Annotated in this window: 27 protein-coding genes and 1 pseudogene; 9 read left to right on the top strand and 19 right to left on the bottom strand. The window is 55.1% G+C overall.

All coding sequences use genetic code 11. From position 1 onward, the window contains the following. Nucleotides 1-55: 55 nt before the first annotated feature. Nucleotides 56-838 (top strand): thiol:disulfide interchange protein DsbG, encoded by a 783-nt coding sequence (gene dsbG / locus V8L70_RS13750; RefSeq protein WP_336269700.1) that lies wholly within the window; start codon nucleotides 56-58, stop codon nucleotides 836-838. 122 nt (nucleotides 839-960) lie between these two features. Here dsbG and V8L70_RS13745 read toward each other — a convergent pair whose 3' ends face one another. The 8 genes from V8L70_RS13745 to V8L70_RS13710 all read right to left on the bottom strand — a co-directional run bounded on the left by V8L70_RS13745 (nucleotide 961) and on the right by V8L70_RS13710 (nucleotide 7,661). Then, the gene (locus V8L70_RS13745) at nucleotides 961-1,830 is read right to left on the bottom strand and encodes an Rpn family recombination-promoting nuclease/putative transposase (RefSeq protein ID WP_336269698.1); all 870 of its coding nucleotides are present in this window, start codon (nucleotides 1,828-1,830) and stop codon (nucleotides 961-963) included. Between the two features lie 159 nt (nucleotides 1,831-1,989). After that, complete coding sequence (locus V8L70_RS13740; protein ID WP_336269695.1) at nucleotides 1,990-3,000, bottom strand: c-type cytochrome; 1,011 nt, start codon at nucleotides 2,998-3,000, stop codon at nucleotides 1,990-1,992. Further along, on the bottom strand, nucleotides 2,997-3,662 hold the full coding sequence (locus V8L70_RS13735; RefSeq protein ID WP_336269694.1) for a c-type cytochrome: 666 nt from the start codon (nucleotides 3,660-3,662) through the stop codon (nucleotides 2,997-2,999). The genes V8L70_RS13740 and V8L70_RS13735 overlap by 4 nt, the downstream gene beginning before the upstream one ends. Before the next feature lie 28 nt (nucleotides 3,663-3,690). Beyond that, complete coding sequence (locus V8L70_RS13730) at nucleotides 3,691-5,010, bottom strand: ATP-binding protein (protein WP_336269693.1); 1,320 nt, start codon at nucleotides 5,008-5,010, stop codon at nucleotides 3,691-3,693. Further along, nucleotides 5,007-5,723 carry a response regulator gene (locus V8L70_RS13725; RefSeq protein ID WP_336269691.1) on the bottom strand — a complete coding sequence of 239 codons (717 nt, stop codon included), beginning with the start codon at nucleotides 5,721-5,723 and terminating at the stop codon, nucleotides 5,007-5,009. Before V8L70_RS13725 ends, V8L70_RS13730 begins: the two co-directional genes overlap by 4 nt. Nucleotides 5,724-5,846: 123 nt before the next feature. Continuing rightward, nucleotides 5,847-6,266 (bottom strand): DUF6691 family protein, encoded by a 420-nt coding sequence (locus V8L70_RS13720; RefSeq protein ID WP_336269690.1) that lies wholly within the window; start codon nucleotides 6,264-6,266, stop codon nucleotides 5,847-5,849. 11 nt (nucleotides 6,267-6,277) lie between these two features. Next, nucleotides 6,278-6,745, bottom strand: a complete 468-nt coding sequence (locus V8L70_RS13715; protein WP_176302761.1) for a YeeE/YedE family protein — start codon at nucleotides 6,743-6,745, stop codon at nucleotides 6,278-6,280. A 49-nt stretch (nucleotides 6,746-6,794) separates the two neighbouring features. Beyond that, a complete protein-coding gene (locus V8L70_RS13710; protein WP_101145144.1) occupies nucleotides 6,795-7,661 on the bottom strand; it encodes an MBL fold metallo-hydrolase in 867 nt (288 codons plus the stop codon). A 224-nt stretch (nucleotides 7,662-7,885) separates the two neighbouring features. Here V8L70_RS13710 and V8L70_RS13705 point away from each other — a divergent pair, with 224 nt between their 5' ends. Next, entirely contained in the window at nucleotides 7,886-9,502 is a 1,617-nt protein-coding gene (locus V8L70_RS13705; RefSeq protein ID WP_336269688.1) for a methyl-accepting chemotaxis protein, read from the top strand. Nucleotides 9,503-9,806: 304 nt separating this feature from the next. Here V8L70_RS13705 and V8L70_RS13700 read toward each other — a convergent pair whose 3' ends face one another. Beyond that, nucleotides 9,807-10,856 carry an IS110 family RNA-guided transposase gene (locus tag V8L70_RS13700; RefSeq protein WP_336269687.1) on the bottom strand — a complete coding sequence of 350 codons (1,050 nt, stop codon included), beginning with the start codon at nucleotides 10,854-10,856 and terminating at the stop codon, nucleotides 9,807-9,809. Nucleotides 10,857-11,117: 261 nt separating this feature from the next. Between V8L70_RS13700 and V8L70_RS13695 the strand changes: the two genes are divergently transcribed. Further along, nucleotides 11,118-12,734: a methyl-accepting chemotaxis protein gene (locus V8L70_RS13695; RefSeq protein WP_336269686.1), complete on the top strand. Its 1,617-nt coding sequence runs from the start codon at nucleotides 11,118-11,120 to the stop codon at nucleotides 12,732-12,734. Nucleotides 12,735-12,801: 67 nt separating this feature from the next. Here V8L70_RS13695 and V8L70_RS13690 read toward each other — a convergent pair whose 3' ends face one another. Together V8L70_RS13690 and V8L70_RS13685 are read right to left on the bottom strand one after the other, a co-directional pair. Further along, on the bottom strand, nucleotides 12,802-14,022 hold the full coding sequence (locus V8L70_RS13690; protein WP_101145147.1) for a glycosyltransferase family protein: 1,221 nt from the start codon (nucleotides 14,020-14,022) through the stop codon (nucleotides 12,802-12,804). A gap of 67 nt (nucleotides 14,023-14,089) precedes the next feature. Next, nucleotides 14,090-15,028: an HAD-IIB family hydrolase gene (locus V8L70_RS13685; RefSeq protein WP_101145148.1), complete on the bottom strand. Its 939-nt coding sequence runs from the start codon at nucleotides 15,026-15,028 to the stop codon at nucleotides 14,090-14,092. 548 nt (nucleotides 15,029-15,576) lie between these two features. On the opposite strand from V8L70_RS13685, the gene V8L70_RS13680 reads away from it, so the two are divergent. Further along, on the top strand, nucleotides 15,577-15,801 hold the full coding sequence (locus V8L70_RS13680; RefSeq protein ID WP_101145149.1) for a hypothetical protein: 225 nt from the start codon (nucleotides 15,577-15,579) through the stop codon (nucleotides 15,799-15,801). Continuing rightward, nucleotides 15,801-16,190: a type II toxin-antitoxin system VapC family toxin gene (locus V8L70_RS13675; RefSeq protein WP_101145150.1), complete on the top strand. Its 390-nt coding sequence runs from the start codon at nucleotides 15,801-15,803 to the stop codon at nucleotides 16,188-16,190. Before V8L70_RS13680 ends, V8L70_RS13675 begins: the two co-directional genes overlap by 1 nt. Nucleotides 16,191-16,208: 18 nt before the next feature. On the opposite strand, the gene V8L70_RS13670 is transcribed toward V8L70_RS13675, so the two are convergent. From V8L70_RS13670 to iscB, 3 genes are all read right to left on the bottom strand, one after another. Continuing rightward, nucleotides 16,209-17,213, bottom strand: a complete 1,005-nt coding sequence (locus tag V8L70_RS13670) for an OmpA family protein (protein WP_336269684.1) — start codon at nucleotides 17,211-17,213, stop codon at nucleotides 16,209-16,211. 88 nt (nucleotides 17,214-17,301) lie between these two features. Further along, nucleotides 17,302-17,943 carry a hypothetical protein gene (locus V8L70_RS13665; protein WP_336269682.1) on the bottom strand — a complete coding sequence of 214 codons (642 nt, stop codon included), beginning with the start codon at nucleotides 17,941-17,943 and terminating at the stop codon, nucleotides 17,302-17,304. Further along, a complete protein-coding gene (gene iscB, locus V8L70_RS13660; RefSeq protein WP_336269681.1) occupies nucleotides 17,898-18,671 on the bottom strand; it encodes an RNA-guided endonuclease IscB in 774 nt (257 codons plus the stop codon). The genes V8L70_RS13665 and iscB overlap by 46 nt, the downstream gene beginning before the upstream one ends. Before the next feature lie 481 nt (nucleotides 18,672-19,152). On the opposite strand from iscB, the gene V8L70_RS13655 reads away from it, so the two are divergent. Further along, nucleotides 19,153-19,890, top strand: a complete 738-nt coding sequence (locus V8L70_RS13655) for a hypothetical protein (protein ID WP_336269680.1) — start codon at nucleotides 19,153-19,155, stop codon at nucleotides 19,888-19,890. Nucleotides 19,891-19,894: 4 nt separating this feature from the next. After that, nucleotides 19,895-20,476, top strand: a complete 582-nt coding sequence (locus tag V8L70_RS13650; protein ID WP_336269679.1) for a FlgO family outer membrane protein — start codon at nucleotides 19,895-19,897, stop codon at nucleotides 20,474-20,476. Nucleotides 20,477-20,682: 206 nt separating this feature from the next. On the opposite strand, the gene V8L70_RS13645 is transcribed toward V8L70_RS13650, so the two are convergent. Continuing rightward, a complete protein-coding gene (locus tag V8L70_RS13645; protein WP_336269678.1) occupies nucleotides 20,683-21,420 on the bottom strand; it encodes a response regulator transcription factor in 738 nt (245 codons plus the stop codon). 12 nt (nucleotides 21,421-21,432) lie between these two features. Further along, the gene (locus V8L70_RS13640) at nucleotides 21,433-22,062 is read right to left on the bottom strand and encodes a sensor histidine kinase (RefSeq protein ID WP_336269677.1); all 630 of its coding nucleotides are present in this window, start codon (nucleotides 22,060-22,062) and stop codon (nucleotides 21,433-21,435) included. 174 nt (nucleotides 22,063-22,236) lie between these two features. On the opposite strand from V8L70_RS13640, the gene V8L70_RS13635 reads away from it, so the two are divergent. Further along, nucleotides 22,237-22,365, top strand: coding sequence for a hypothetical protein (locus V8L70_RS13635; protein WP_336269676.1), 129 nt, complete (start codon nucleotides 22,237-22,239; stop codon nucleotides 22,363-22,365). 104 nt (nucleotides 22,366-22,469) lie between these two features. Here the strand turns inward: V8L70_RS13635 and V8L70_RS13630 are convergent, their stop codons facing one another. Together V8L70_RS13630 and V8L70_RS13625 are read right to left on the bottom strand one after the other, a co-directional pair. Beyond that, the gene (locus V8L70_RS13630; protein WP_336269674.1) at nucleotides 22,470-22,925 is read right to left on the bottom strand and encodes a type II toxin-antitoxin system YafO family toxin; all 456 of its coding nucleotides are present in this window, start codon (nucleotides 22,923-22,925) and stop codon (nucleotides 22,470-22,472) included. Further along, nucleotides 22,897-23,427, bottom strand: a complete 531-nt coding sequence (locus V8L70_RS13625) for a hypothetical protein (RefSeq protein ID WP_336269673.1) — start codon at nucleotides 23,425-23,427, stop codon at nucleotides 22,897-22,899. The genes V8L70_RS13630 and V8L70_RS13625 overlap by 29 nt, the downstream gene beginning before the upstream one ends. Before the next feature lie 218 nt (nucleotides 23,428-23,645). Between V8L70_RS13625 and V8L70_RS13620 the strand changes: the two genes are divergently transcribed. Then, a complete protein-coding gene (locus tag V8L70_RS13620; RefSeq protein WP_336269672.1) occupies nucleotides 23,646-25,205 on the top strand; it encodes a DUF4214 domain-containing protein in 1,560 nt (519 codons plus the stop codon). 429 nt (nucleotides 25,206-25,634) lie between these two features. Here V8L70_RS13620 and V8L70_RS13615 read toward each other — a convergent pair. Beyond that, nucleotides 25,635-25,748, bottom strand: a pseudogene (locus V8L70_RS13615) (IS630-like element ISHsp2 family transposase); the annotation flags it as partial.

Below are 25,748 nucleotides of genomic sequence, written 5' to 3'. Positions count from 1 at the left end.
AACCGACCACCTTTTTCGCCTGGCTAACGTCATCTCACACAAACAGGATGTTGCAATGCGCTTGAACCACTACACCACTCTCAGCAGTTTTCTTCTCCTGGCAGGGCTGGGAGGAGTATCCACAGGTTACGCCGATGAACTCCCTGCCCCAGTGCAGGCACTGGCCGACCAGGGCCTGGAAATTCATGGCCAGTTTGACGCCCCTGGCGGTTTGCGCGGCTACGGCGCCAGCGTTCAGGGGCAGGACATGGCCATTTACCTGACCCCGGATGGCGAGCACGCAGTGGTGGGAACACTGATGGATAGCGAAGGTAACGACCTCACTGAGGCACAACTGGACGAGCACGTACGTGCGCCTTTAGAAGCACAGACCTGGCAGCTTCTGAGCGAAAGTCATTGGATTCAGGATGGTGACGTGGATGCCCCTCGTGTGATTTACACCTTCACGGACGCCAACTGCCCCTATTGCCGTCAGCTATGGCAAGACGTTCGCCCCTGGGTAGAGGCCGGTGAAGTGCAGTTGCGCCATATCATGGTGGGTATTTTAGCGCCCGACAGCCCTGGCAAGGCCGCCGCCATACTCGGAGCCGACGACCCGGCGGCTACACTGCATGCTCATGAAAGTGGCCAGGAAGAAATCGACGCCAGTGCCCAACCACGAGAGATCGAAGAACAGGTTTATGCCAATAACCAGCTTTTCGAAGAGCTAGGGCTGTATGCCACGCCCACCTCGGTTTATCAGCGTGAAACAGAAAATGGTAGCGTGCGTCTTGACCGCATTCAGGGTATGCCCAGTGACGAGCGGCTGATCGACATGATGGGCAGTGAAGCGCCATAGGCTTAGCTGCCACCGCCAATTGAGAATGCCGCGTCGCTACGCTCATCAAAATGACATATGAAAGTTCACCACGAGCGTAGCGAAGCAAACTCGACTTTTAAGGACGCAAAATCGGTCACTATTTAATGTTTGAACAGCTCATCAAGATTGTTCGCTACCAAGATTTCATCTGTCCAGCCTTCTAGCTGATGGGCATTAGCAGTCTCCAGTTTCTGAATAACCCACTCAGGCAGATCTCCAAACCGCTTAGTAAGTAGGCGTTGAAGTATACGTTGCGCTTCTTCCCGCCGCGCATCGTTTAGCAGCGATACTTCATCACGCAGCGCCCGTTCACGCACAAAAGCCAAGCGGCGAGTTTCCTCGTCGGCACTGAGCTCGCGGATGCGGCTCATCGCACGTTTAACCGGTTCGTGGGCAACATTCGCCATCGTGAGTTCCTCCTGCCAGTGCTTGAAGAAGGTGATCCAGGCGCGTAGCGGGCCCTCTGGCAAGCCCAGGCGATCCGCCTTGTTCAATTCGATTAGGTTCATTTGCAAAACGTTCCCCAGCGAAACCTTGGGCTGGCGTCCATCGCGCATCTCGAATCGCCAGATCGCTTGCTCGCGCTCGGCGGCTGTTTCCGTAAACAGGTCGAAGTCAAGCAGGTGCAGGCCCACCGAGGCCCGCAGCTCTTGGTAATCTTCCCCGGCGCTCAGCTGGCTTCCCAGCGTGCGGGCCAGATAAAACACCCCCCGCTTGTGCCAGGCCCCGTAACGGCGCACCTGCACCTCGATATTGTAGCAGTTGCCATCCCCATCGCGTGCCAGCACATCGAGAATGATGTACTTGCCGGTAAGCTCTGTCGCCTCGATATTCGGATTCAGTATCTCCACCGAGGCAATGTTGGGCAAATCCGGGCGCAGATCATTGATCAGATCCACCAGCAGATCCGGGGCTTCGGCAAACAGCCGCTTGAAAACGTAGTCGTTGGTGGGGTCGAGTAATTCGCTCATGAGCCCCTCCTTATGTAATACAGGCACTTTACCATAGCGGGACCACAGCGCGGTTTACCCATGACACGGAAATCTAAGAACCTTGATCTTAGTTAGCCTCCCCCGCCAATTGAGATTGCCATGTCGCTGCTCTCCTAACACTGACCTACAGTGAATTTTCTACTCCTCCGACAGATTCTCAAACCTCGGCATGCCTACATTCCAGGGTTTGATATCGCCTTTCTCTCCGAAGTTGTCATGGTCTCCCAGCACATGACCATCATGCTCGCGGGTTTGACCATAGAGTGAACGGCCATGGAACCGTTCCGCGGTCTCGGCGACATCCCCGGTATAGCGAGGATCCTGAGGACGCTCCTGGCTGGTGATGTAATAGGCAATATCCCAGGCCTGTTGATCACTGAGCGAACGAGGCTGGCCAAGCGGCATATTCTGATAGATGAAGCCCGCCATGGTTTCCAGCCTCGCGATGCCGGCTCCCCAGTTATTGGAGCCGTCACCCCAGGGCGCGGGAAACACGTACTCATCATTCTCATAGTGCCCGGCACCATTTTCCTGGTGGCATATCGAGCAGTTTTCCTGGTAGGCAGTTTCCCCTCTAGCATAGCTGGGCTCTTCGGTCGGCTCTTCTGGCGCCGGGAAGCCTCGACCATAAATCGGCTTGTCGGGATACATCGGTGCGCCGGTGGCAAGCCACTGGTGATAGGCACTGAGTGCCAACATTTCATCACTGCCATACTCCGGGGGTACGCCGTTCATGGAGTAGGCAAAGCAGCCTGCGATACGCTCTTCCAGGTTATTCACGTGCTGGTTCTTGCCACGGAAGTCCGGCAGTGTAATGGCCGCTGTCCACACTGGCGCACTGAACGGCACCCGACCTTCCCCCAGATGGCAACTGGAGCAGTTCATGTCATTGAAGACATTCTCACCACGCAATTGCTGCGTATTAGTGAATAGATCGTGACCGTAGCGGATGACTTTTTTCAGTTCCGGATGAATATCAGCACTTTCCAGATCTTCCATGGTGGGCGGTTCGTGGACCAGTTGGTTCAGCGCTGCATCCGCCCGCTCTTCCTGAGCAAAGACACTGGTGGCGTAAACGCTAATACCGATGCCGACCGTCAATGAACAGCCAGTAAGCGCTAAAACGAGAGGGCGTGGGCAGGTTATCATTGTGCTGACTCCTGGTCGGCGGAGGCGGGTTGCGTGGCGTACCAGGCGGATACAGCCTGGATGTCGTCATCACTCATGCGCTTGGCAATGGCACCCATCAGGTTTTGCGGATCGTTGCTGCGTGTATCGTTTTTCCACGCCGTCAATTGAGTGCGAATGTAGCCGGCATGCTGGCCTGCAATGCCTGGGAAGGTATCACCTACGCCCTTGCCCCCAGGCCCATGGCAGCTTTGGCAGGAAACAATGTAGGCGTTCCAATCGCCACGTTCGGCGAGCTGCTGCCCACGGGCCAGCAGCGTCTCATCTGCCTCATCGCCGCCTTGCCCCTGGGTAGCGGGCAGTTGGCTGTAGTAGGCGGCCACATCAGCGATTTGCTGGTCGTTGAGCATATTGGCAAATGTTGCCATCGTCGCGTTTTCACGCCGCCCCGCTTTAAAATCATGTAACTGCTTGGCGATATAGTCGGCATCCAGGCCAGCTAACCGCGGCCAGGACTCCCCATCAGGCACATTCATGCCACTGCCATCTGCCTGGTGGCAGGCGCTACAGCTGGACGCGGCGGCTTGACCGCGCTCCACATTACCCTCCTGGGCCACCGCTCCTGCGGCAATCAGGGTGAGACCTACACAGAGACCAACCCTGCTGACGTATTTGTTATTCATACCGGCTTCTCCCTTGCGTTATCATTTTTTAATTGTCCGCCACTGGCACTATCAGGCGAGCGGTAAACCCGCCCCCCGCCGGGCTGGCGAATGCCACTTCGCCATCGAATCGTTCAGCGATTGCCGCGACAATCGCCAGCCCCAGCCCGCTTCCCTGCTGCTTGCTAGCACGCCAGAAGCGTTGCGTCAGTTGCTTGAGCGTCGCGTCATCGACGCCAGGGCCCTGATCGCTGACGCTGAAAGTAAGAAAGCGCTGCCCGTGCTCCCACTGCGCCTCCAGCGTTACGGGTGTTTCCGATGGCCCATGGTGCAGCGCGTTATCGAGCAAATTGCGTAGCGCGGTAATCGCTAGTTCACGAGGCATGGCCAAAGTGGTCTCTGGCCAATCAGCGGGTACTACAAAGCGGCCGGAGTGACTATGGTGGCAATCCGCCAGGGCGCACTCGGCAACATCGGCAACACGGCTTACCTCGCCATCATCAAACCGCGCACGCCCTTCTACCCGTGCCAGAGTCAGCAGCTGATCAAGAGTCGAGCTCAGCCGTACCACGCCCTCTTCCGCCTGATTTAGCGATGCCTTCGCCGCCTCCCCTTCAACGCGCCGGGCAACTTGCAGGTGAGTCTTGATGGCCGTCAGCGGCGTGCGCAGCTCGTGCGCAGCGTCATTGGTAAAGCGCTGTTCGCGGATAATGGTTTGCTGCACCCGCGCCAACAGCGCGTTAAGCGTTGTAATGAGAGGCCGGATCTCTTTTGGCAAGCCGTAGGTAGCCACCGGGGCCAGCGCATCTGGATGGCGGTTGGCAAGCGACTCTCGCAAGCGTGTCAGCGGTGCCAGCCCACGCCAGATACCTAGCCACAACGCCACCATGCTGCCCACCAGTGCCACCACAAACGGCACCACCGCTACCCGAATAACGCCGCTAAGCAGTATGTTCCTTTCATCCATCCGGTCGGCGGTGGTAATCACGATGCCATTGCGCTCGTAGGTGAAGACCCGCCAGGTCACATCGCCAGCCTGACGATAGGTGTGCCCGCCCTCTCCCGGCGTCAGCACATCGTCCATATCGGCATGGGTGCGCGCCATGACCTCGCCTTGGGGGGAATGCACCTGGCAGGCCAGCCCTTCAATAGAGGGAATGGAGAGCACCGGATGTTCGGCGTCCTCCCATACGTCAAGGGGAAGCTGCAAAACCAGCCCAGCCACCATTCGCGCCGACTGCGCCAGGCGTTGATCCAGGGTTTCTACAAATTTGTCTTCCAGGTCACGCATCAGCCACGCGGCTGCGATACCCCATAGCAACGCCAGGGTTAGCCCCAGGGTGATTAGTAAGCGGGCACGTAAACTCATAGCTGGCCTTTATCTATCTCACACTCATAGGGCGTGCCCGCCAAGTGCACCGCCTCAGGCTTGCCCAGTCGATAGCCAAGCCCGCGCACCGTTTCGATCACCCCGCTCCCGAGCTTGCGGCGCAGATGGTGTATATGCACATTCAGCGCATTGCTCTCGACATCATCATTCATGCCATAAAGGCTGTCTTTGAGCTGATCGGCCGACAGTACGCTGCGCGGCGATTGCAGGAAGGTTTCCAGCAGCACCAGCTCACGGCGAGATAGGGTGATCAGTTGCCCTTCGACATACACTTCGCGGGCGGCGGGATCTAACGCAAGGGCTCCATGGGAAATCATGCCGCTGCTGCGCCCTGCCACACGGCGCAGCAAAGCGTGCAGGCGCGCGACTAATTCATCCAGATCGAAGGGCTTGACCAGATAGTCATCGGCACCGCCCTGCAGGCCATCCACCCGGTCTCGCACGGTATCTCTTGCGGTTAAAACCAACACCGGCACATTGACGCCCTGCTGACGCCACTCGGCCAACAGCTGCAGGCCATCACCATCCGGCAAGCCACGGTCAAGAATGACCACATCACTAGTAACTGTTCGCATCGATTGGCGAGCAGCGTTCAACGTGGAGACGTGGTCGACGACAAAATCGAAGGTCATTAATCCAGAGCGGATACCCGATGCCACCAGCGGGTCATCTTCAATCAGCAAGACGTGCATAATGGTTTCCTTTTTATTACCTCACAGCATGACGGCCACGCATTAACTCAGCGTTAAGAAAACAAAACGCCCTTGCAATAAAGGCAAGGGCGTTAGCAGTAGCAGCCATATAAATCCGACGTATTAACCGAGCCTTTTGGCGGCAAACCACCCCAGCACCATCGTCACCAGCATGGCCGCTAGCGGGAGTGATATGCCGCCGATAGAGGCGATTGCAGGCCCAGGGCAATAGCCGGAAAGCCCCCAGCCAATGCCAAACAGCGCAGCGCCGCCCAGCAACTTGCCATCCAGCTCCTTCTTGGTGGGTAACTGAAAGACGCCGCCCAACAGTGGTGCCGAACGCTTGAATACCAGCCGATAACCGATAAAGGTGGTTACCACGGCCCCGCCAAGCACAAACATCAGCGTCGGATCCCAGGCGCCCGCTACATCTAAAAACCCCAGCACTCGTGCGGGGTCGGTCATGCCGGAAATTGCCAAACCCAAACCAAAAATCAACCCTGCCGCATAACCAGCCGCTGTTTTCATCGCCTTACTGTTCATGACACTCCTGTTCATTGCACACCGCCTAGGCCTAACAGATGGCGCGAGATATAAACGGTCACTAGCGCCGTCAGCAAAAACATACCGGTGGCTGCCATGGAGCGTGGCGCCAAGCGTGCTAGGCCACATACGCCATGCCCACTGGTACAGCCGCTACCAAGCCCCGTGCCCACCCCCACCAACAAGCCGGCCACCAACATCAATCCGACGCCACCGGCTGGCGCGCCAATCACTTCACCCGGGCTCCCCGCCACGTTTCCCAAACCGCCACCTAATGCCATGATCAATAGCGGCCCGCTAATCAGCCCTAAAACAAACGCCACTCGCCAAGCACTATCGCCTTTGGGACGTTGGGTAATTAAGTTACCAACGATCCCACTAATCCCCGCGATACGCCCTAACGTTGCCATTAGCCAGGTGGCGGAAAGCCCAATCAGCAAGCCCCCAGCTAAGCCTTGTAAACCTGCTGTCCAATCCACTGGTGTCTCCCAAGCATTCCGCTTTCACAGGTGAAAAAAATAGAAACGGTTAGAAAAAATTAATCGGCACTTTTAAATAGACCGTGCCATTCTCTTCCGCCGGAGGCAGCGCTCCAGCACGCATATTGACTTGAACCGAAGGAATAATGAGCCGTGGCATGCCTAAGGTGGCATCACGCTCGGTGCGCATCTTCACAAACGCCTCTTCGCTGACACCTTCGTGAACATGCACATTCTCACTGCGCTGTTCTGCTACGCTGGTTTCATGCTGAAAGGTATCGCGGCCGGGGGCTTTATAGTCGTGGCATAAAAACAGCCGCGTCTGCTCGGGCAGCGCCAACACTTTTTGAATAGAGTGATACAGGGTACGTGCATCGCCGCCGGGAAAGTCGCACCGCGCGGTGCCATAATCCGGCATAAAAAGCGTATCCCCTACAAAGGCAGCATCCCCCACTACGTAGGTTAAGCAGGCGGGCGTATGACCAGGGGTATGCAGTACACGGCCCTGTAATTGCCCAATGTTGAACGTATCCCCTTCTTCAAACAGCGCATCAAATTGGCTGCCATCCCGAGCAAATTCGGTACCCGCATTGAACGCCTTGCCGAAGATCTCTTGCACCTTGACTATTTTGGCACCGATGCCGGTTTTGCCTCCTAACTGCTCATGCAGATAGGGGGCTGCCGAAAGGTGGTCGGCGTGCACATGGGTCTCCAAAATCCAGGCGACGTCGAGCTGGTGTTCGCGAACAAAGGCGATGATGTTGTCAGCTGAACGCACATCCGTTCGCCCTGCGGCATAATCAAAATCGAGCACCGAATCTATGATCGCGCAGGCACTGCTATCGGGGTCTTGAACGACATAGCTAAAGGTGTTCGTGGGTTCATCAAAAAAGTGCTTAACGATTGGGCGTTGCATTGCTGCCTCCCATTAGTGGTAATCGCATTCTCATGCTTTAAAGACAGCATAGTGCATTCCAGGTTCTATCGTTAGACTATTTTTGAATATTGCAGCAGCTACTATTCACAAAAGAGAAGTGATACACCCAGCAGCAGATATGAAACATTTCATTAATCTTTGCCTTGTTTAGGCCGATAGGAATAAATAGGGGCAGAACTACTCAATTACAAAAAAGGAAAAACATGACTCGTTTAACAACAACACAAAAACTCTGGGGAACGTTGGGCATCATCTGGATAGCTATGCTGCTCTTGGTAGGTTGGTTAGCCCTTGAGAACCGTCAAACAATTGTCAGCGAACGCCGCGACAGTATTCAGTACGTGGTCGAAAGTGTACAAAACCAAATTGAAGCTCTGCAGGAACGGGTAAACGCTGGGGAGCTCAGTCTTGAAGAAGCGCAGCAGCGCGCCATCGACAATATGTCTAGTGTGAGCTTTGGGGCAGGCGAATACATTTTCTCCTTCAATGACGACTTACTGGTTATTTCCCACCCCAGCCGCGAATCCGGCACTGATATGACCGACTATCTGGACGCCAGCGGTATGGCGCTATACCCAGAGTTACTGCGTGTTGCCCAGGCAGGCGGTGGCCACGTCAATTACTACTCTACTCGCGCCGGTGGCGAAGAACAGTTGCCAAAAACCAGTTACGTAGCACACCTACCCGAATGGGAGTGGTCGCTGGCAACGGGCGTTTATGTTGATGATATCAATGAAGCGTTTATCGCCGGCTTGATTCACTCAATCGGGATACTGCTGATCATTGGCCTGCCGGTAACGCTGCTGATGGGCTGGGTGATCCGCGATGTTTCCCGTCGATTAGGCGGCGACCCCCGCTACGCCGCCAGCGTGGTGCGCCATATCGCCGACGGTGATCTCACACAGGTAACGCAGCTTTCAGCGAAAGATCAGCAGAGTTTACTGTTTGATATTAACCGTATGCGGGAAACCCTAGCCGCTACCATCGGTGATATTCATCAAGGAGCCAATCAGGTCAACAGCGGTGTCGAGCAAATTGTAGGGGTGAACGAAGAGCTTTCGACACGCACCGAAGAACAGGCAGCGTCGCTGGCCGAAACAGCCACCAGCATGGAACAGCTCACGGCCACCGTTAAGCAAAACGCGGAACACGCAGACCATGCGCGCAAACTTGCCACCAGGGCAGCCGACAGTGCTCAGCGCGGCAGCGATTCGATGTCATCCGTTACGACCACGATGGCCACCATTAACGAAAGCGCCACGCAAATGAGCAGCATCGTCAACACGATTGATGGTATTGCCTTCCAAACCAATATCTTGGCCCTGAACGCGTCCGTTGAAGCCGCACGCGCTGGAGAACAAGGGCGCGGTTTTGCGGTGGTGGCCAATGAGGTTCGTCAACTTGCCAGCCGCTCGGCAGCTGCTGCACAAGAGATCAAGACGCTGATCGAAGCATCAGACAGCAAAGTGGTTGAAGGTAGCCGCCAGGTTCGCGACACCGGTGATGTGATTAACAGCATGGTCAATGACATCAAGGAGCTCAGCACACTGGTTCAGGAAATTTCAGCCGCCACCATTGAGCAGAGCAGCGGTATCGAGCAGGTCAACCAAGCCGTCACGCAAATGGATCAAATGACCCAGCAGAATGCCAGCCTGGTGCAAGAGAGCACTCAGGCCACCCAAACCCTGGCCCAGCTAAGCAACCAGCTTCGTCAGTTGGTAGCCAACTTCCGCATTAATCAGTCCACAGAGCATACGCAGGCAAGCTTACCCGCCTCCTCACCTACTCCACAGGCTGCTTATCAGGACAGCGATTTTTAGCATTAGCATTAATATCGCTCGCGATTTTATGTTTGTCATCGCGTATAGGGACTCCTCCCCGGTTGCAAGCGACGATGATGGAAAAACATAAGCCGATGCGTGCGTATAGTCGGTCTCTTGATGGGGACGCTATCCCCTGACCCTGATGAACATCGCGCACCTTCTCTCCTCAACGAGCGGGAGGCTTCTTCAGCCATCGCGATGATCAGGTTTTGAGAAGGTCGGTCTGACCTGTTTTTCATCAATCGTTGCCCGGCAACAAGGTAGTCGCCTCTCGGCGCTTAGGCGCTGGTGGTGCTACCGCTTAGCTCGCCATCAGCGCTGAACCGTCGTTAAACTCTCTACAATAGGACTGTCCGCTGTGCAGAACCGCCCAGGCGGTTCGCACTGTCTTGTTCGCTAACGCGACAGCCGCTTTGTTCTTGCCAACGCGTGCGACCAGCGCGCGTAGCCAACGGCTTTTGGCATCCTGCTTGTCACCCACGGTGTTGATGGCCGAGTGTGCGCCGCGTATCAGGGCGGCTTTCAGCGAGATTTGCCCCGTTCGGCCAATGCCCTTGATCTTCGCGATGCCACCACTGCTGTGTTGTGTCGGCGTTAACCCCAGATAGGCTGATGCTTGGCGACCTTTCTTGAAGGCGTCGCCGTTACCGAGGGCGCTATAGAGCTGGGTGGCGACCACCGGTCCCACTCCCTCAATCGCCAACAGTTGGCGACAAGGCATCACCGCACGGCTCATCTGCTCCACGCGCTTATCCAGTGACTGAATACGCTCGTTGAGTCGATCCAGCTCCGCCATTTGCTCGGCAATCAAGTCACGCATCAGCATCGAAAGCTCGTTATCGGCATCTTCCAGGGCGAGCCAGACACGTTGCTTTAACGCTTTCTGTCCCCGACCGCTGATCACTCCATATTCCTGCAATAACCCATGAACCTGATTGATCAACTGGGTGCGTTGATGAATATACCTTTCCCGAATGCGGTGCAGGCTCTGAATATCCTGTTGCTCGACGCTTTTGAGCGGCACGAAGCGCATATCAGGGCGCAACCCGGCCTCAACGATCGCGAGCGCGTCATTGGCATCGGTCTTGTGCCCCTTGCGAAAGGGCGTCACAAACTGGGGTGAAATGAGCGCAACGCTATGGCCGAGGGCCTGCAGCTGTCGCGCCCAATAATGCGATCCACCGCACGCCTCCATGAACACCCGACAGGCCGGTTGGCGGCGCATAAAATCCAAGACCTGATGCCGTTTAAGCTCTTTGTTGACCTGAGCACGCGGGCGGCGGGTGTCGACAACACACACTTGGAAAACACGCTTTGCCAGATCAATACCTATTGTCTTATGCTTGTTCATGACTCTTCCCCTCCGCATTGAAGTGGTTCAACTATCAATGTAGCTCTTTGAAGCTTCGAGAGGGGAGGAGTCCCTTTCATTGAGCGATATCCCCTCAGTCATGTGCCCCCTCCCCCATATCCTACGAACATAGTGAGCAATCACAACTTATGCTGCCACGGCCATGAACTGTGCCGCAGCGGCATTTATATTATATTTAGCTAAGGTATTGTCGTTTCTAGCCGATAAAAACGTTGCTTACATAAATCGGCTAGGAAAAACATGACACGCTTAACGACGACGCAAAAACTCTGGGGAACGCTGGGTATCATTTGGATTGCCATGCTGTTGTTAGTTGGCTGGCTAGCGTTGGAAAACAGACAAACGATTGAGAGTGAACGACGCGACAGCATTCAATACGTGATCGAGAGCGTGCATAGCCAAATTGAAGCCCTACAAGAACGGGTGGCCACTGGCGAGCTAAGCGAAGAAGAGGCGCAGCAGCGCGCCATCGATAATATGTCCAGCGTCAGTTTTGGCGGCGGTGAATACCTATTTTCCTTCGACGACGACCTACGTATTGTTTCCCACCCCAATCGCCCCCGCGGTGAAGACATGAGCGCTTATCAAGACGCTAGCGGCATGGATCTTTACGCCGCTTTTCGTGAGGCCGCTCAATCCAGCGGGGGTCATGTTGACTACTACTCGCGTCGTATTACCGGCGATGAGCAGGTACCCAAAATCAGCTACGTGGCTTATCTCCCTGAATGGCAGTGGTCAATGGCGGCAGGTGTTTATGTCGATGATATTAACGAAGCCTTCATTGCTGGCCTGATTCGCTCAGTGATCATTCTTTTAATCATCGGCTTACCGGTAACGCTGCTGATGGGCTGGGTGATCCGGGATGTTTCCCGTCGTTTAGGCGGCGACCCACGCTACGCCGCCAGCGTTGTACGTCATATCGCCGACGGTGACTTGACCCAGGTAACCCAGCTTTCAGCGAAAGATCAGCAGAGCTTACTGTTTGATATTAACCGTATGCGGGAAACCCTGGCTGTCACCATCGGCGATATTCATCACGGAGCCAATCAGGTCAATAGTGGTGTCGAGCAAATTGTGGGCGTCAACGAAGAGCTTTCGACACGCACCGAAGAGCAGGCAGCCTCACTAGCCGAAACCGCTTCCAGCATGGAACAGCTCACGGCTACCGTTAAGCAGAATGCAGAACACGCAGACCATGCGCGTACGCTTGCCACCCGCACCGCCGACAGCGCTCAGCGGGGTAGTGATTCGATGTCCACGGTGATCACCACCATGGCGACGATTAATGAAAGCGCCACGCAAATGAGCAGCATCGTCAACACGATTGATGGCATTGCCTTCCAAACCAACATTTTGGCCCTGAACGCGTCCGTTGAAGCCGCGCGCGCTGGAGAGCAAGGGCGCGGTTTTGCGGTGGTGGCCAATGAAGTTCGTCAACTTGCCAGCCGCTCCGCCTCTGCCGCACAAGAGATTAAAATCCTGATCGAAGCGTCGGACAGCAAAGTAATGGAAGGCAGCCGCCAGGTTCAGGCGACCGGCGATGTTATCAATGGCATGGTCGATGACATCAAGCAACTCAGCACACTGGTGCAGGAAATTTCAGCCGCCACCATTGAACAGAGCAGCGGTATCGAACAGGTCAACCAAGCCGTCACGCAAATGGATCAAATGACCCAGCAGAATGCCAGCCTGGTGCAAGAGAGCAATCATGCGACCCAAACGCTTGCGCAACTCAGCACCCAACTGCGCCAGCTGGTGGCCAACTTCCGTATTAATCAGTCCACGGAGCGTATGCAGGCAAGCTTACCAGCGTCATCAACGGCGCCACGGGCTGCTTATCAGGACAGCGATTTTTAATACACGCTAAAAACAAGGCCAGCTACCGATGGGCAGCTGGCCTGTTTTCATTCCGCCGTTTGTGGCGTTAAACCTTACCTTGATTATCCAGTTCGACCGCCTCGTGCATACGCGTGAGGAGGTCGGGCACGGCTGCCTGTACGCGGTTCCAGCTGGGAATAAAGGGCCGTTCTCTAGGGTTATCCAAAAATAGGTTGCCCGCTTCGAGTAGATTACTGGCGAATAGCTCGACCGCTTGCTCCTCACTATGACGGTCAAGGCTCAGGCCGTTCATGGTGGCGTCGTGGTCGTAGGCCTCAATCAAATCCAATGCAAAGCGGTAATAAGTCGCTTTGAGCGTGCGGAAATCTTCGCTGCTAAAGGTAATGCCCTGAGTGGCTAATTTGCGATAGAGCGCTTTTGAGATATCCAAGCTCATGCGGTTTAAGCCGCCATTGGGATCATCTTCGCTAACCGGCTGGTGCTTGTGGTCGTAGGCATCGGCAATATCGACTTGGCAGAGCTGGCGCAGTGAGTAATTGCGCTGCAGTTCCGATAGCACACCGATTTCCAGCCCCCAATCAGCGGGGATACGGATGCCTTCCAGCACTTCGCTACGCATCGCAAACTCGCCCGAAAGCGGGTAACGGAAACTATCCAAGTAGTCGAGGTACGGTAGCGGCCCGCAAACGGTTTTAAGCGCCCGCAGCAGCGGTGTGACTAATAGTCGAGAGACACGGCCATTGAGCTTGCCTTCCGCAATACGCGGGTAATAGCCTTTGCAGAAACTATAATTAAAATTAGGATGAGCGACGGGATACATCAAGCGCGCCAGCAGCCCGCGGTCGTAGGTGAGGATATCGCAATCATGCAGCCCGACCACCGTCGAGCGCCCAGACGACAACATATAACCTGCGCAGTACCACACATTGCGCCCTTTACCTGGCTCCAACGCCCCTAGCCCATGCTCTTCCAATTCTGCATCGAGCGCTTTCAGGCGCGGGCCATCGTTCCATAAAATGCGCGTATGTTGCGGCAGCCGGGAGAAAAATTCACGGGCGAATAAAAACTGTTCTCGGTCGGCGCGATCCAAGCCAATGACTATCTCACTGAGGTAAGGCACCTTAACCAGTTCATCAACAATCGCTGAAAGCGCAGGTCCTTCCAATTCGGAAAAAAGCGACGGTAGAATCAACCCCATCGGCCGCCGTCGGGAAAATTGGCATAGCTCCTCTTCAAGTGCTTCTACTGAACGCTTAGTCAGGTTATGGAAGTCGGTAATAATCCCATTTTGATGAAAGTCACTCATGCGCTTGCCTCCCTGGATTCATGGAACGGTTCTCAACTACTGAACCGTTCTCAAATAACGTCTGTTCTCAAACCACAGCATCACCTTTCTCCGCCGTCGCTAAACGGCGGTCATCTCGCCCCCACCAGTGGGCAACCCCCTCTGCCCAGCCGGCCGGCCCTGTTGCTTCCGTGCGATATAGCGAAGTGTTACGCAGCTCTACGACTAAGTCGTGGCAACCGCGGATGACGACGGCTTGATCAACCGCTTCAAGCATAGAGATATCGTTCGGCCCATCCCCCAGCCCTAATGAAAGAGGCGTGCGACCTCTTAACGCCGTAAAGCGTTTCACCAACCACTCGACTGCGCTGCCTTTATCCGCCGAGCGCCCCATGACATGAAAGAAACGTCCGCCTTGTGTTAGCTGCAGGCCATCCCCTTCCAGTGCAGCGCGAAACGCTTCTAATGCTGAGTCACTGTCTTTCCACAACAGCGGCTCGCTGCCTTCCCGCTGCCGCGCATCACGGGCGCGGGGCTCGTCTAATCCAGTCAGCTCCATGACCTCCTGCACACTCAGCTCACCCATCCGGGTAAATTGAATATCCAAACGCTCGCGCCACACCTTTAAGCGCGCACGAATAAAGCCAATATCCACCCCAGGGTGTTTAATCACAACCCCATCGCGACCGCCACCAGGGCGGTCTAACCGCGCATGGCACCAACCTGGCGGCAAGCCAATCACCGCTCCATTTTCAGCGATAAAAGGCGTACCCGTCAGGCCCAACGCTTCGCGCAGCGGAATCAACTCCGCACGGGTTTTACTGGTAACCGGAATGACCGGCACGCCCATTTGTTTTAAACGAGCAAGCCAAGGCGCGGCGGGGCTGAAATCATAACTATGGTGATCCAGCAGCGAACCATCTAAATCGGTCACGACTAGACGCGGCTGAAACGCAGGGTCTACCGGCGATGGTGACGGAGAAGGCGACGGAGAAAGCGGCGCTGAAAACTGATTGGATTCCGGCATGGCACTACCTCTATTCGGTCTTAGCACATCGTCAAGATAGTAGCTTGCGATGCCCTATGGCGATGACCAACGAGTAATTGGCTTTGAAAAGGATAGCAAGTTATAAGCCAAATCAGAGAAGTGTAGCTTTAGCAGAGGGTTACCGGGATTTTTTAAAATTTAATGTCACGCCACAATCCCAAGCACCAAAAAGAAGCAGCATGAATGCACCAAAAAAACGCATGAAACACATTAGTGCACTTGTCGCGGCGCTACCTATTAAAAGAATGAGGCAGAACATAAAAAAACTGAGACAGCACTTGGCAAGGCCTTATAAATAGCTACACCAAACCTGTACCCACTGGTAATCCTGTACACCCCTCACCTGATGCCAGTGGGCTGCAGTGAGCCAAGCCCTTTCATGCCCGCCTCCCCCGGCGGGTTTTTTTATCAATTTCTCTCTTTATTCTTTACACCTTCCCATGGCTTTACGAATGCAGTGAAGCAATCTAGGGCCTGAATTTCAAATGTGCTATTCTGAATTTCAAAGGTTTTTCTGAGGGTTTGTCATGTACGCCATCGAGTTTGAAGCAGATATCAAAAACGAATACATCCGTCTTCCACAGTTTGAAAAATTGAAAAATCGTCATGTGAAAATTATTGTTTTAGCTGAAGATAGTGCTGAACCTGATCATGAGACAACCATTCAGCGTTATCCAGCCAAAGTGCCGCCCATTGCTTTTAAAGCAGATATTTTAGACACAGTGCCAGACTCAAGCTGGGATTTAACCTAATGCAAGTGCTAGATACCCATGTTTGGCTATGGTGGATGTCTGGCGACGAGCGGCTAAAGCACCACTGGCGTGATGCGATTGAAACCGATGTCAGTGTCGGGGTAAGTGCAATCAGTTTGTTTGAGGTGGCCTGGCTAGTTGAGCACAAGCGCATTGAGCTAGGTTGCGCTCTGGAATGGTGGTTCGAGCAGGCGCTTGACGCATCAAGCATCGCTCTTTTACCCATTACACCCGCCATCGCTGAACGTGCTGTCTCGCTGCCAAGGCATCACAGTGATCCACAGGATCGTATTATCATCGCGACAGCTTTAGATCATCAGGCACAGCTACTGTCGGCAGATTCTAAATTCAAATTTTACGAAGAGTTAGGCGATTTTCTCGTTCGCTGAACACACCCAAACCGACCCTTACTCCACATGAATAACCACCTCAACCCGCCGGTTGCGAGCCCGCCCTTCTGCGCTAGCGTTGCTTTCCAGCGGCCTTGTGGCTGCCAAGCCGACGGCCCGGAGACGCTCAGCATCGACGCCCGACGCTTCCAGCGCCTCAACAATGGCGATGGCGCGCGCACTTGAAAGCGCCCAGTTGGAAGAGAACTCATCGGTGCTAATCGTCTGACTATCCGAATGGCCTTCCACCCATACTTCGCCATCATAGCGCTGAATCGTTTCCAGCAAACTGCCGACTAATGATGACCCGTCGTTGGTTAACTCAGCCGTCGCCGAAGGAAACAGCAATTGATCCTGTACACGCAGGCTAATGCCTTCCGCCACTCGTGATACTTCAACACCTTCCAGGTCGGGCAGATAGGTAGACTCCTCAACGCGTTGGGAAAGCGCTTGGTTCAGGGCAAGCGCACCCGCCACTGACTCGTCGCTGACAACCTGCACATTTACCGGGGGCCGGTCAGTTAACACCACCATGTAATCCGCCAGAGGCGATGAAAAATCATCACTGCCCGCAGGCATTAGCAGTTTAGGGAGGGTAATGGCCGGTTCAACAGGTTTCGGCGCGGCCAACAGCGGCGGTACACCAACGCTAACGCGCCGCCGGGGTAACCGAGACAGCTTAGGCAAGCCAGCCACCCCCAGCGACGCACTCACCGCCATCGGGCTCAGCCCTGCGCCACTCCAGGCGGCACTACCAACGCGCTCAGGCATGGCGTTTGCTAACGACTCAGGCAAAGGGATTTCCAGCGAAGGCGATGACGATTGACTAGCGTCAATTGCTGTATCGCCTGCCAACCACTCTGAATGGTTCGCCCCTGTCGCGGCGATAATGACGACGAAGAGAGCCACCAACAACGTCATGATATCCAGATAGCTAATCATCCAACCGCTATTGCTATCACTTTCATGATAAGCCGACATCAGCGAATCATGGCGCGGTCCGCCGCGGTGATCTTCAAGCATTGGTATTATCGCTCATCAGATTTTACGCGGGATACCTCGTACTTTTAGTGCGAGGAGGGAGAGCGCGTCGCCCGCAGGGCGACTTGGATCACGCCACCGCCTGTCCCGCTCCTCCTGTTAGGTTGATAGAGGGGGTGTGGTGATAGCCGTAGCCATCACCGCGCTGGATCACGGTGCAGTAGTTGTGCGAAACCCCTTGCACCGCACCGTGTTCTGTTTGGATATTGAAGCTGCCGGTTTTACGCACCGCGACACGCCCCGTATGCATTCCGGCTTTCTTGCCGGTGGGCACCAGCGCACGCACCATGTCGCCGGTCTGAAAGCCTCTTACTTGCTTCTGTCGCATCAAAAAGCCGCGTGGGAAGCCGTACTTGTTCAGGCGCGTGCGTTGATAGCTGCCACGCCCCATCGCCTTGATGGTTAAGGTAGGCACCTGCCAAGCGTGAAGCGTGTCAAATGCACCGACACAGGCAGCATCCAGGCCGTGGGTTTTAGGGATGCCCAGTCGCTGGCGGTTGTATTTGGTGCGGCCGCCGCTGCTGACGGCGACCGGCAAATCAGTGGTCTTGAGCGCGGAGAACAGCGCCCAACGGGTCGCGTTGACGGCGCTGGCATCTCTTAATGACTGCTTGAGCTGGCGCTGTACCCGCTCTAGTCGAATGGCAGCGGTGTGGCCATTGGCTTTCAAGCGGCGATGCAGTCCCTTGTCGTGGGCAAAGAAGTCAGCCAATGCCTGGCTGTTCTTGGCCTGATTACAGGGGTGCAGCTCAGCGTTAAGTTGCTGACACGATTCGAACCGCTGCGTGAACGCGGCACCACATGCTCGACTTCAAGTGGTGTGTCTGTGTCGCCACAATACGCACATTCGCGCCCCCACTTTTCCAGTAAATATTCGCGCACCTCGTAGCCCAACAGCGTGCCTTGCTGATACTCGACGCCGCTAATCTCTGGGTTTTCCAACTGTTGCGTGTCAAAGCGCACTAACTCTTGGCAGATGCCGGTGATCGGTGCCAAGCGACTGAGCCGATTTACCCAGGCCATCACGGTGTCAACGCGATGCTGCAGCGACGGTGCCAGCCAACCTTTGGGCTTGGTGCGATTGTTAAAGCGCGGGGCGCGGTAGCGCAGATTCTTCGACCGGCGACGACGCCGAAAGGCAGCGCGCTGCTCCAGCGATTTCTTTATCTGGTACCCACGATGCACCAGCCCAAACAGGCACAGCACATGACGCTGTTCAGTGTCGGTTTCGCGCATCAGCGCCAACCCAGTGGTCTTGCTGCCAGGGTCAATGCCCAGGCGTAGCGGCTGCATGTCTCCGCCCACCCGATCTTTCAGTCGAATGGTAAACGGGTAACGCTTATGCACCACGGCACGACCGCGCCCTAGCAGCAAGCGGGCGCGCTTTTCGCTGCACGGCATCAACGGTTGCTTCTGTTTGTCTATGACGAAAACCGCCATGCGATTTTCTCCTGTGTAAATACCCTTACGGGTCTTGTGTCGCGAGGCGTGCGCCCCGTCTCCCCTCGGGAATGTCGATAACCGGCTCCTGCTGACGATAGCGCTGCCAACAGCGATCAAGACCTTCGGCGTTTTACCTTGCGCCCGCATGATCCTGACCTTTCAGAGCGGCAAGCTGAGGAAGCACTTGCCGGTGAGTTTTGGCGACCTGTTATCAACGTAGCGGGTTGGCTACCGCTCTCCCTGGTCAACCCAGCGTGTTGTCACAAGCTCCCGCCTTCAGGCGGGGGTAGTTGACTCAAGTTTTGAACCTCTTGGCCGATTTAGCTATTTAGATCTAATCATGTATTTTGAACCCAGTACTGTGAACCTAGCACTTAGGACTAGGCACTTAGCGCTAGGTACGTCGAATTAGGCATGGCAAACTAAGCATAGCGAACAGTCTATCAAAAGCCGTTTTGTAGCAAAAAGGAACCCGCAGGTGCGCATCCGTCCCCTATTATGTCGTTTACCCTATTTCATACGTCCTGTTAGCGTGGGGCTGGCGAGCCTAATGCTCAGCGGCTGCTTCTATGCCAATACATCACAAGCGCCCATTGCTACGACTTACCCCTATACCGAGCAGCAACGCATGCAGGCCGCCCATCACTGGGACGTGCTCGCCCGTCACGAAGCTACCAGCATTTTGCAACGTGAGCGCGTTCGAAATCGCGACTTATATATCACAGAAGCCGACACGGGTGACTTACACGCCTACAGCGGCGGCGAATTTGGGCGTGGCTTTCGCACGCTGCTTACCAGTGAGCTGGTTTCACGCGGCGCCAACCTCACTACCGTACCCACTGCCAACAGCGCCAATATCTCCATTGATGTCGAAGTGGTCGAACATCGGGATCGCGATTTTGTACGCCCGCCGGTAGGCGCTTTCACTGCGCTAACCGCTGGCATCGCCGTGGCCACCATTCCCTTTAATCAGTGGAGCGAGCCAGCGCTGGCGTTAATCCCTGCGGGTATGCTCGCCGATACCACCAGCGGTAGTTGGACCTATACCGGTAACGAAGAGATCATTGTGACGACCCAGATTGTTGATGGCGAACGAATTGTCTACTCGTCATCCAACATTTACTACATTAATGCGGGCGATCGTCGTCAATATGCCCCACATCGTGTGCCACAGGCGCCTACCACACCCTCCGTTCCTCTTACTGATACGTGGTAATTTCATGCTGAACACATTCTTTTCTACACTGCGCGCGCACTCTATCACCCGTATTGCTGTCATGAGCATGGCACTACTATTGCTGGCTGGCTGCGGCACGCTGGGTAATGCTAACAACCCTCCTGCGGAACCGGAACCCGACCTTTCTGAATTGGTGCATACCGCTGCCGAACAGATGATCGCTAGCAACCCGGAACTGACGCGCTACAGCCCCATGATTGCCGCTACTTTTGTCAGCATCGACAATTTGAGCCAATCCTCCACGCTTGGGCGGATCAGCTCTGAAATCATGGCATCAGCACTCTCGCGCCAGGGTATGGAAGTCCGCGAAGTCAAAATGCGCGACAGCATGTTTATTGAAGAGAGTGTGGGAGAGTTAATTCTTTCCCGCCAAGTGCAGCGCCTAAGCGCCCAGCACAACGCTCGTTCCATTCTGATGGGCACCTACGCGCAAGGCCAGGACTATGTCTACGTAAGTGCGCGTGTAGTGAGAGCAGGCGACGCTATGGTGCTCGGCAGCGCCGATTTTCGCCTACCGTTAAATAACAACACCCGCAGTTTGTTAGAAGGCCAAGGAGGCTGGTGAGGACTTTGACGCCTAACCATGCTGCTATTTTGAGGGCGGCCTTCCGCTTTACCAGACACACCTCGCCCGACAAGTCGAGCTCTTACAAGGGCTGGGTGCAGCACCAGGTGCTGTAGATTCCAGCACCAATACATCTTCTCTAGAGGGCGATCTAGGCGCAAGGCAGATGTTTGAGGTCTCTAATAATCTCAAATGGCGACATAAGCTCAGCTCACCACAGGTACCGAGCCGCGCCGCGAGACCGGCCCGGGAAATACGTAGCCCACCCCCCGAACTGACTGGATCGGAAGCTTGAACGCCGAGGTCGAAAACTTCCTTCGCAGCCGGGAAACCAGTACATCCAGGCTGCGGTCATCGGGTCCACTCGGTGGCTTCTTCAAGGCGACAAAGAGGTGATCGCGGGACACAGGCTTGCCAGGCACCTCCGTCAGCAGGGAGAGAACGCCATACTCTGCCGCGGAAAGCCGGGCGCGCTCGCCGTCGGGTGAGATAAGTGCCCAGGCCTCGGCATCAAATACCCACTCCTCCGCCATTGGGTCGTTGGGCGTTTCGGCGCCCGCCTCGGCCGTTGCGTCATTTCCAATCCGCCGCCACAGGCTAAGCACCACGGCTTCCAGCTCTCGCATGCTCACCGGTTTGCAAAGATAGCTGTCGGCGCCACGGTCGAGGCCTTCGATGCGTTCTTCAAGCCCCCCACGAGCCGTCACCATAATGACCCCAGCTTTGCTTTCCTCGCGCAGGCGTTTAAGCGCGTCCAAGCCGCTTTCACCGGGCAGGCCCACATCAAGCAAGATGATGTTCGGTGCAAACTCCGAAAGTATGGGCTGCAACGCCTCGATCGAGCCAACCTCATACACCGTCATCCCCCGTTTGCGCAGGTAGCGGGCCACCGGCTGGCGAAAGTCCGGTTCGTCATCCACAAGCGCGATGCGTATTGAGGACATGGGAATCTCCATTTAAGCCTCAAGCACTGGTAACGAGACACAAAACATCGTGCCATGGGTTTGGTCCAATTTAACGCTCCCTTCGTGCAGCGCAACGATGCGCTGCACCAGATGCAGTCCCAGGCCGGCGCCCGGTTTATGCTGAGTGCGGCGTGCGCGATAGAACTTCTCGAACAGGCGCGACACATCAGCAGGGTCAATCCCTGGCCCGTCGTCACGTACGGCTATCTCCACGGTCCTGCCCTCTTGGCGGCACGAAAGCGTGACGCCCTCGGGCGTGGCTGTGTATTTACAGGCGTTATCCAGCAGAGCGGAAAAGGCGATGGGCAGCAAATAGGGGTCGGCATCTACTCGGAGCGGTTCTTCTGCCCCATGTAGAACCACGTTGTACTCCTTGGCCAGTTCGGCCAGCACGGCACCGACATCCAGCTCGCCTGAACGGCGGCTCTGTGAAACGCTTTCCAGCCAATCGTCCGCCAGGCACCCCTCAACCAAGTTTCCTAACCGCCGCGAGGCCCTGTGGATGCGATCCAGTTCCTCGGCTGATTCTTGATCATCTACTGGCAAGTTACAGGCAATGAGATCCGCCGACGCCGCCATGATACCCAGCGGCGTGCGGAATTCATGCGAGACCATAGTCAAGAAGTTGCGGTGAGCTCCCCAGCAAAATACGCTTAACCATTTGTTTTATCTTTATTTATTGCCATTGTGATATTTCCGAACCAACGGGAAACCTCGTTTTCTAAAGGAAACCGCTTAAAAAAGGCTTAAATATTACCTTTACGATGAACCGATCTATATCCCAGGCTCGGTAGCATGGCCACGCCTGCATCTTTGATGACGCCGAGGATTGGCGCTTTGATTTTGATGGATAAATTTTACGCAGTGCTGCTGATAGCTGATCTGGGGCTTGCCTTTGGCGATGAGGTGACGTTGGCGCAGTGATTTGGCGCTAGGAGCGCCCCATACCACTACATGCGGCGTTTTGAGTGCCTTCATAAACGCAACTTTTAACCGCTGTAGATTGCCGGGTAGATGGATGCAAAAGTTCAGTGTCGGTCTTTGAAGTCTTGAGCCAGACGGGCGAGATAGGGGATCGTGCGGTTGTCGCTTGCTTGCTGATGAGCGTTTGGATAGAGAATGGCAAGCAAACAGTAATGGTCTTCTTCCAGTTCGCCTTGCACGTAAACCAAGGCTGCGTCTTGATCCGGTGCGTTCAGCGGACATTTCCGGTCAGCCTGGGGACGCTTTTTAGGAAAGATCGTCGGCGGGACGGCAATGTGGATATGCATCAACCCCGCGCGAAAAGCGCCATAAGGTTGCGTATAGGGCGCATCATTACCGAAGCAATCAGGTACGACTTCCCTACCGGAAGCTATATAGTCAGTGAAACTCTCCAGCAGTTCCTGCTTGAACCCAGGAAAGGTGGTGTCAATACTGTCGAAGTAGTGTTCCGTCTCTGGATGAAACGCCACCTCAATCACCGGACTGCCTCGCTTTCTCACCCAGCTTTTCTGTCATGAGCGTGGCAGCGGCGGCATAGGCTGCCGGAGAAACCGTTGTATCATATGTCTTAGCGATCACTTGCCGCTGTTTGGAAACTTGGGCTGCCAGTGTCATGCGACTACGGGTCTTGGCAATAGAACGGCGAAAACCGCATTGCTCCAACGATACTATGATATCGCTGGGTGTCTCAGAATGATTCATCAAGCGCTTAACTTCGCGTTCGATAGTGCGTAAACGTTCGGCAAGCCCTTCCAGTGAGCGGTAATCCAGCGGGGCATCACCGCTCTCTTCGACCGTCAGAATGTATTGATCAGCATCTTCCACTAGCTGATCGAAGGACACCTGAGCGTTACGAACAAGACGCTGGAAGGTGTCGTCCCCAGGTTTGGTATTTCCCCGGGTATCCGCAATGCGCTGAATAAGCCGACCGGCATTGTTGGCCAGGTCAAAGGCAACATCCAGCAGGTGCTGGACAAGGAGATTGTGGGTAGCCGTTATCATGATCTTTACCTCCCACCGTGAATAGCGTGGCTGTTGATAAATGTATTATACCCGTGTAGACGGCTTGTGTCCGCCATGTCAAAGCCCTTTTATGACCGTCTTCCTCAATAGCCAAGATCCTTGTGGCCTGCAGCCGATGATAAAGGCTCCGTGTTAAACGTTGGAGAGCTTTTTGCCCTTATCAATGAAGCACACATCTTTGAACCAACGATGCCCCGGTGCTCACCACCTCCCCTACCTTGAGCGTGGCCGAGAACGCAACAGCGGTCACCACACTGGCGTCCACGGATGCCGACGGCGACACGCTGATCTACCGTCTGACCGGCGGCACCGACCAGGCACTGTTCGCGTTGGACGCCAACAGCGGGGTGCTGACCTTCACCAGCGCCCCGAACTTCGAAACCCCCGCGGATGCCGATGACGATAACGTCTACCATGTTGATGTGACCGCCGACGACGGCCAGGGTGGCACCACCGCGCAAACGCTGGCGGTCACTGTAACGAATGTGAACGAGTCCTCGCCTAACCCAGACCCTATCCAGGTAGAACCGACCACCCCCGACGAGCCCCAACCGAGTACCCCCTCCGGCCAGCCAACGGTGAGCGAGACGATTACCAATACCAGCAGCCGCAGCGGTACGGCCAAGCTGGTAGAAAACAGTGGCAACGCCAACGAAGTGACCGCGACGCTGCCCGGTGGCGTTAGCCTAGTAAACCAGGGGGCTCGCACAGCGATTGACCCACAGCTAGCGTTGGCCGATTTAATCAACAGCATTGATGCACAGCAACCGGCTAACTTGAGCGCGCAAACCGGTGTGGCCGGGCAGTGGCTCGCTAACCGCCCGGAAGGCACACTGCTGGATATCCGCACGTTGGTCATCAGTGACAACAACGGCAACTCAACCAGTACGCCCATTCAGATTACCGGTATCGGCGACGACGATGGCGCAGGCAATAGCCATCAGGAAGCATTTGTGATCGACGTGCGCTCACTTTCCCAAGGCAACCAGCTCCAGCTCGATAATATCGATTTTGCCAGTATTGTCGGCGCTACGACTATCCGCGGTGGTGCCGGTGACAACGTGGTGATTGGTGATGATGCCAGTCAATACATTGTGTTGGGGGCTGGCGATGACGAGCTGCACGGCGGCGGTGGCAACGACACCATTGGCTCTGAGGGCGGCGACGACCGGTTGTTCGGCGATAGCGGCGACGATGAACTGTTCGGTGGCGCTGGTGCCGACCTGCTGCACGGCGGCAGCGACACCGACACGGTCAGTTATGAGGGCAACCGGGATGACTATGTGGTCACTCAGGAGCACAGCGTGATCACCGTGCAGTCCAAGACAGAACCTGAGGATATCGACACCTTAATTAATATCGAGACACTCACCTTTGCCGACGACGAGTTGGCCTTGAGCTACGATGAAGACTTGGCCTGGATTACCGGGCTTTATGCCCAGGTGCTGGGTCGCCAGGCAGATGTAGAAGGCGTGCAGTACTGGGCACAGCAGAGTGCCAACGGGGTGAGCCGTGCAGATATGGCACTTTCGATCCTGAACTCGGAGGAATCGGGCCGGTTAGTGCAAGAGGACGACGACTATCTAGACTTGCTTTATACAAGCCTGTTGGGGCGCGAAGCAGATGAGAGCGGTAAGGCGTACTGGAGTGAACAAATGGCTGAAGCCACATTAAGTGAGATAGTGGACGGCTTTATGTTCTCAGATGAGATGCGCAGCCACGACCTTGATTCTGTGCAGTGGGACTTCCTTGCCTGAGGTAGTGCCTGATACGAGTAATTAACGACAAGAGCGCCATGTCTGAGAGGTATGGCGCTCTTGTACAAATTTTCAAAAAAGCAGCCAAGCAGCTGCCTTCTCAATAAAGACGCTATCAAAAGTGCTTGCTTAAAGCATGTAACTTAGACCGCGGCAAGCTTGCCAACTACATCTCTGAAACTCAATTTTCAAGCGGAGTTTTCATTCTGCAATGCAACAATAGTCGAGTTCACAATAATACACATTTAGTGCGTTCGAGTACTTGAATTGCAGCTTTATAATAACGCTTAATACGATATAATAAGTTAATCCAACTTTAATAAAGATATACCTTCACTCATAGCATGAAGTAAACACTAATAAAAAAGTGAGCGCTGCTTAGCAAAACAGCACTCAATTTCCAAGGATAATCACTATGCCTCTAAGTGCCTATTCAAAATTAATCGCGTGATCAGTTCCGTAACCACCGAGTAAGCGGTGTACCTCTTCATGTAGACGTTCAAACGAGAGATAGGCACTCAAGGGCAGCCAGGTGTACTTCAT

It is taken from the genome of Vreelandella arctica (genome assembly GCF_037070215.1).
GTDB classification, from domain to species: domain Bacteria; phylum Pseudomonadota; class Gammaproteobacteria; order Pseudomonadales; family Halomonadaceae; genus Vreelandella; species Vreelandella arctica.
The sequence above is the reverse complement of the archived record's forward strand: the minus strand, read 5'-3'. Positions and strand labels throughout refer to the sequence as shown.

What these genes read in the sequence shown, in the direction of transcription:
- dsbG (WP_336269700.1), top strand. Translation starts at nt 56, where the DNA reads ATGCGCTTGAACCACTACACCACTCTCAGCAGTTTTCTTCTCCTGGCA.
- V8L70_RS13745 (WP_336269698.1), bottom strand. Translation starts at nt 1,830, where the DNA reads ATGAGCGAATTACTCGACCCCACCAACGACTACGTTTTCAAGCGGCTG.
- V8L70_RS13740 (WP_336269695.1), bottom strand. Translation starts at nt 3,000, where the DNA reads ATGATAACCTGCCCACGCCCTCTCGTTTTAGCGCTTACTGGCTGTTCA.
- V8L70_RS13735 (WP_336269694.1), bottom strand. Translation starts at nt 3,662, where the DNA reads ATGAATAACAAATACGTCAGCAGGGTTGGTCTCTGTGTAGGTCTCACC.
- V8L70_RS13730 (WP_336269693.1), bottom strand. Translation starts at nt 5,010, where the DNA reads ATGAGTTTACGTGCCCGCTTACTAATCACCCTGGGGCTAACCCTGGCG.
- V8L70_RS13725 (WP_336269691.1), bottom strand. Translation starts at nt 5,723, where the DNA reads ATGCACGTCTTGCTGATTGAAGATGACCCGCTGGTGGCATCGGGTATC.
- V8L70_RS13720 (WP_336269690.1), bottom strand. Translation starts at nt 6,266, where the DNA reads ATGAACAGTAAGGCGATGAAAACAGCGGCTGGTTATGCGGCAGGGTTG.
- V8L70_RS13710 (WP_101145144.1), bottom strand. Translation starts at nt 7,661, where the DNA reads ATGCAACGCCCAATCGTTAAGCACTTTTTTGATGAACCCACGAACACC.
- V8L70_RS13705 (WP_336269688.1), top strand. Translation starts at nt 7,886, where the DNA reads ATGACTCGTTTAACAACAACACAAAAACTCTGGGGAACGTTGGGCATC.
- V8L70_RS13700 (WP_336269687.1), bottom strand. Translation starts at nt 10,856, where the DNA reads ATGAACAAGCATAAGACAATAGGTATTGATCTGGCAAAGCGTGTTTTC.
- V8L70_RS13695 (WP_336269686.1), top strand. Translation starts at nt 11,118, where the DNA reads ATGACACGCTTAACGACGACGCAAAAACTCTGGGGAACGCTGGGTATC.
- V8L70_RS13690 (WP_101145147.1), bottom strand. Translation starts at nt 14,022, where the DNA reads ATGAGTGACTTTCATCAAAATGGGATTATTACCGACTTCCATAACCTG.
- V8L70_RS13685 (WP_101145148.1), bottom strand. Translation starts at nt 15,028, where the DNA reads ATGCCGGAATCCAATCAGTTTTCAGCGCCGCTTTCTCCGTCGCCTTCT.
- V8L70_RS13680 (WP_101145149.1), top strand. Translation starts at nt 15,577, where the DNA reads ATGTACGCCATCGAGTTTGAAGCAGATATCAAAAACGAATACATCCGT.
- V8L70_RS13675 (WP_101145150.1), top strand. Translation starts at nt 15,801, where the DNA reads ATGCAAGTGCTAGATACCCATGTTTGGCTATGGTGGATGTCTGGCGAC.
- V8L70_RS13670 (WP_336269684.1), bottom strand. Translation starts at nt 17,213, where the DNA reads ATGCTTGAAGATCACCGCGGCGGACCGCGCCATGATTCGCTGATGTCG.
- iscB (WP_336269681.1), bottom strand. Translation starts at nt 18,671, where the DNA reads ATGGCGGTTTTCGTCATAGACAAACAGAAGCAACCGTTGATGCCGTGC.
- V8L70_RS13650 (WP_336269679.1), top strand. Translation starts at nt 19,895, where the DNA reads ATGCTGAACACATTCTTTTCTACACTGCGCGCGCACTCTATCACCCGT.
- V8L70_RS13645 (WP_336269678.1), bottom strand. Translation starts at nt 21,420, where the DNA reads ATGTCCTCAATACGCATCGCGCTTGTGGATGACGAACCGGACTTTCGC.
- V8L70_RS13635 (WP_336269676.1), top strand. Translation starts at nt 22,237, where the DNA reads ATGGCCACGCCTGCATCTTTGATGACGCCGAGGATTGGCGCTTTGATT.
- V8L70_RS13625 (WP_336269673.1), bottom strand. Translation starts at nt 23,427, where the DNA reads ATGATAACGGCTACCCACAATCTCCTTGTCCAGCACCTGCTGGATGTT.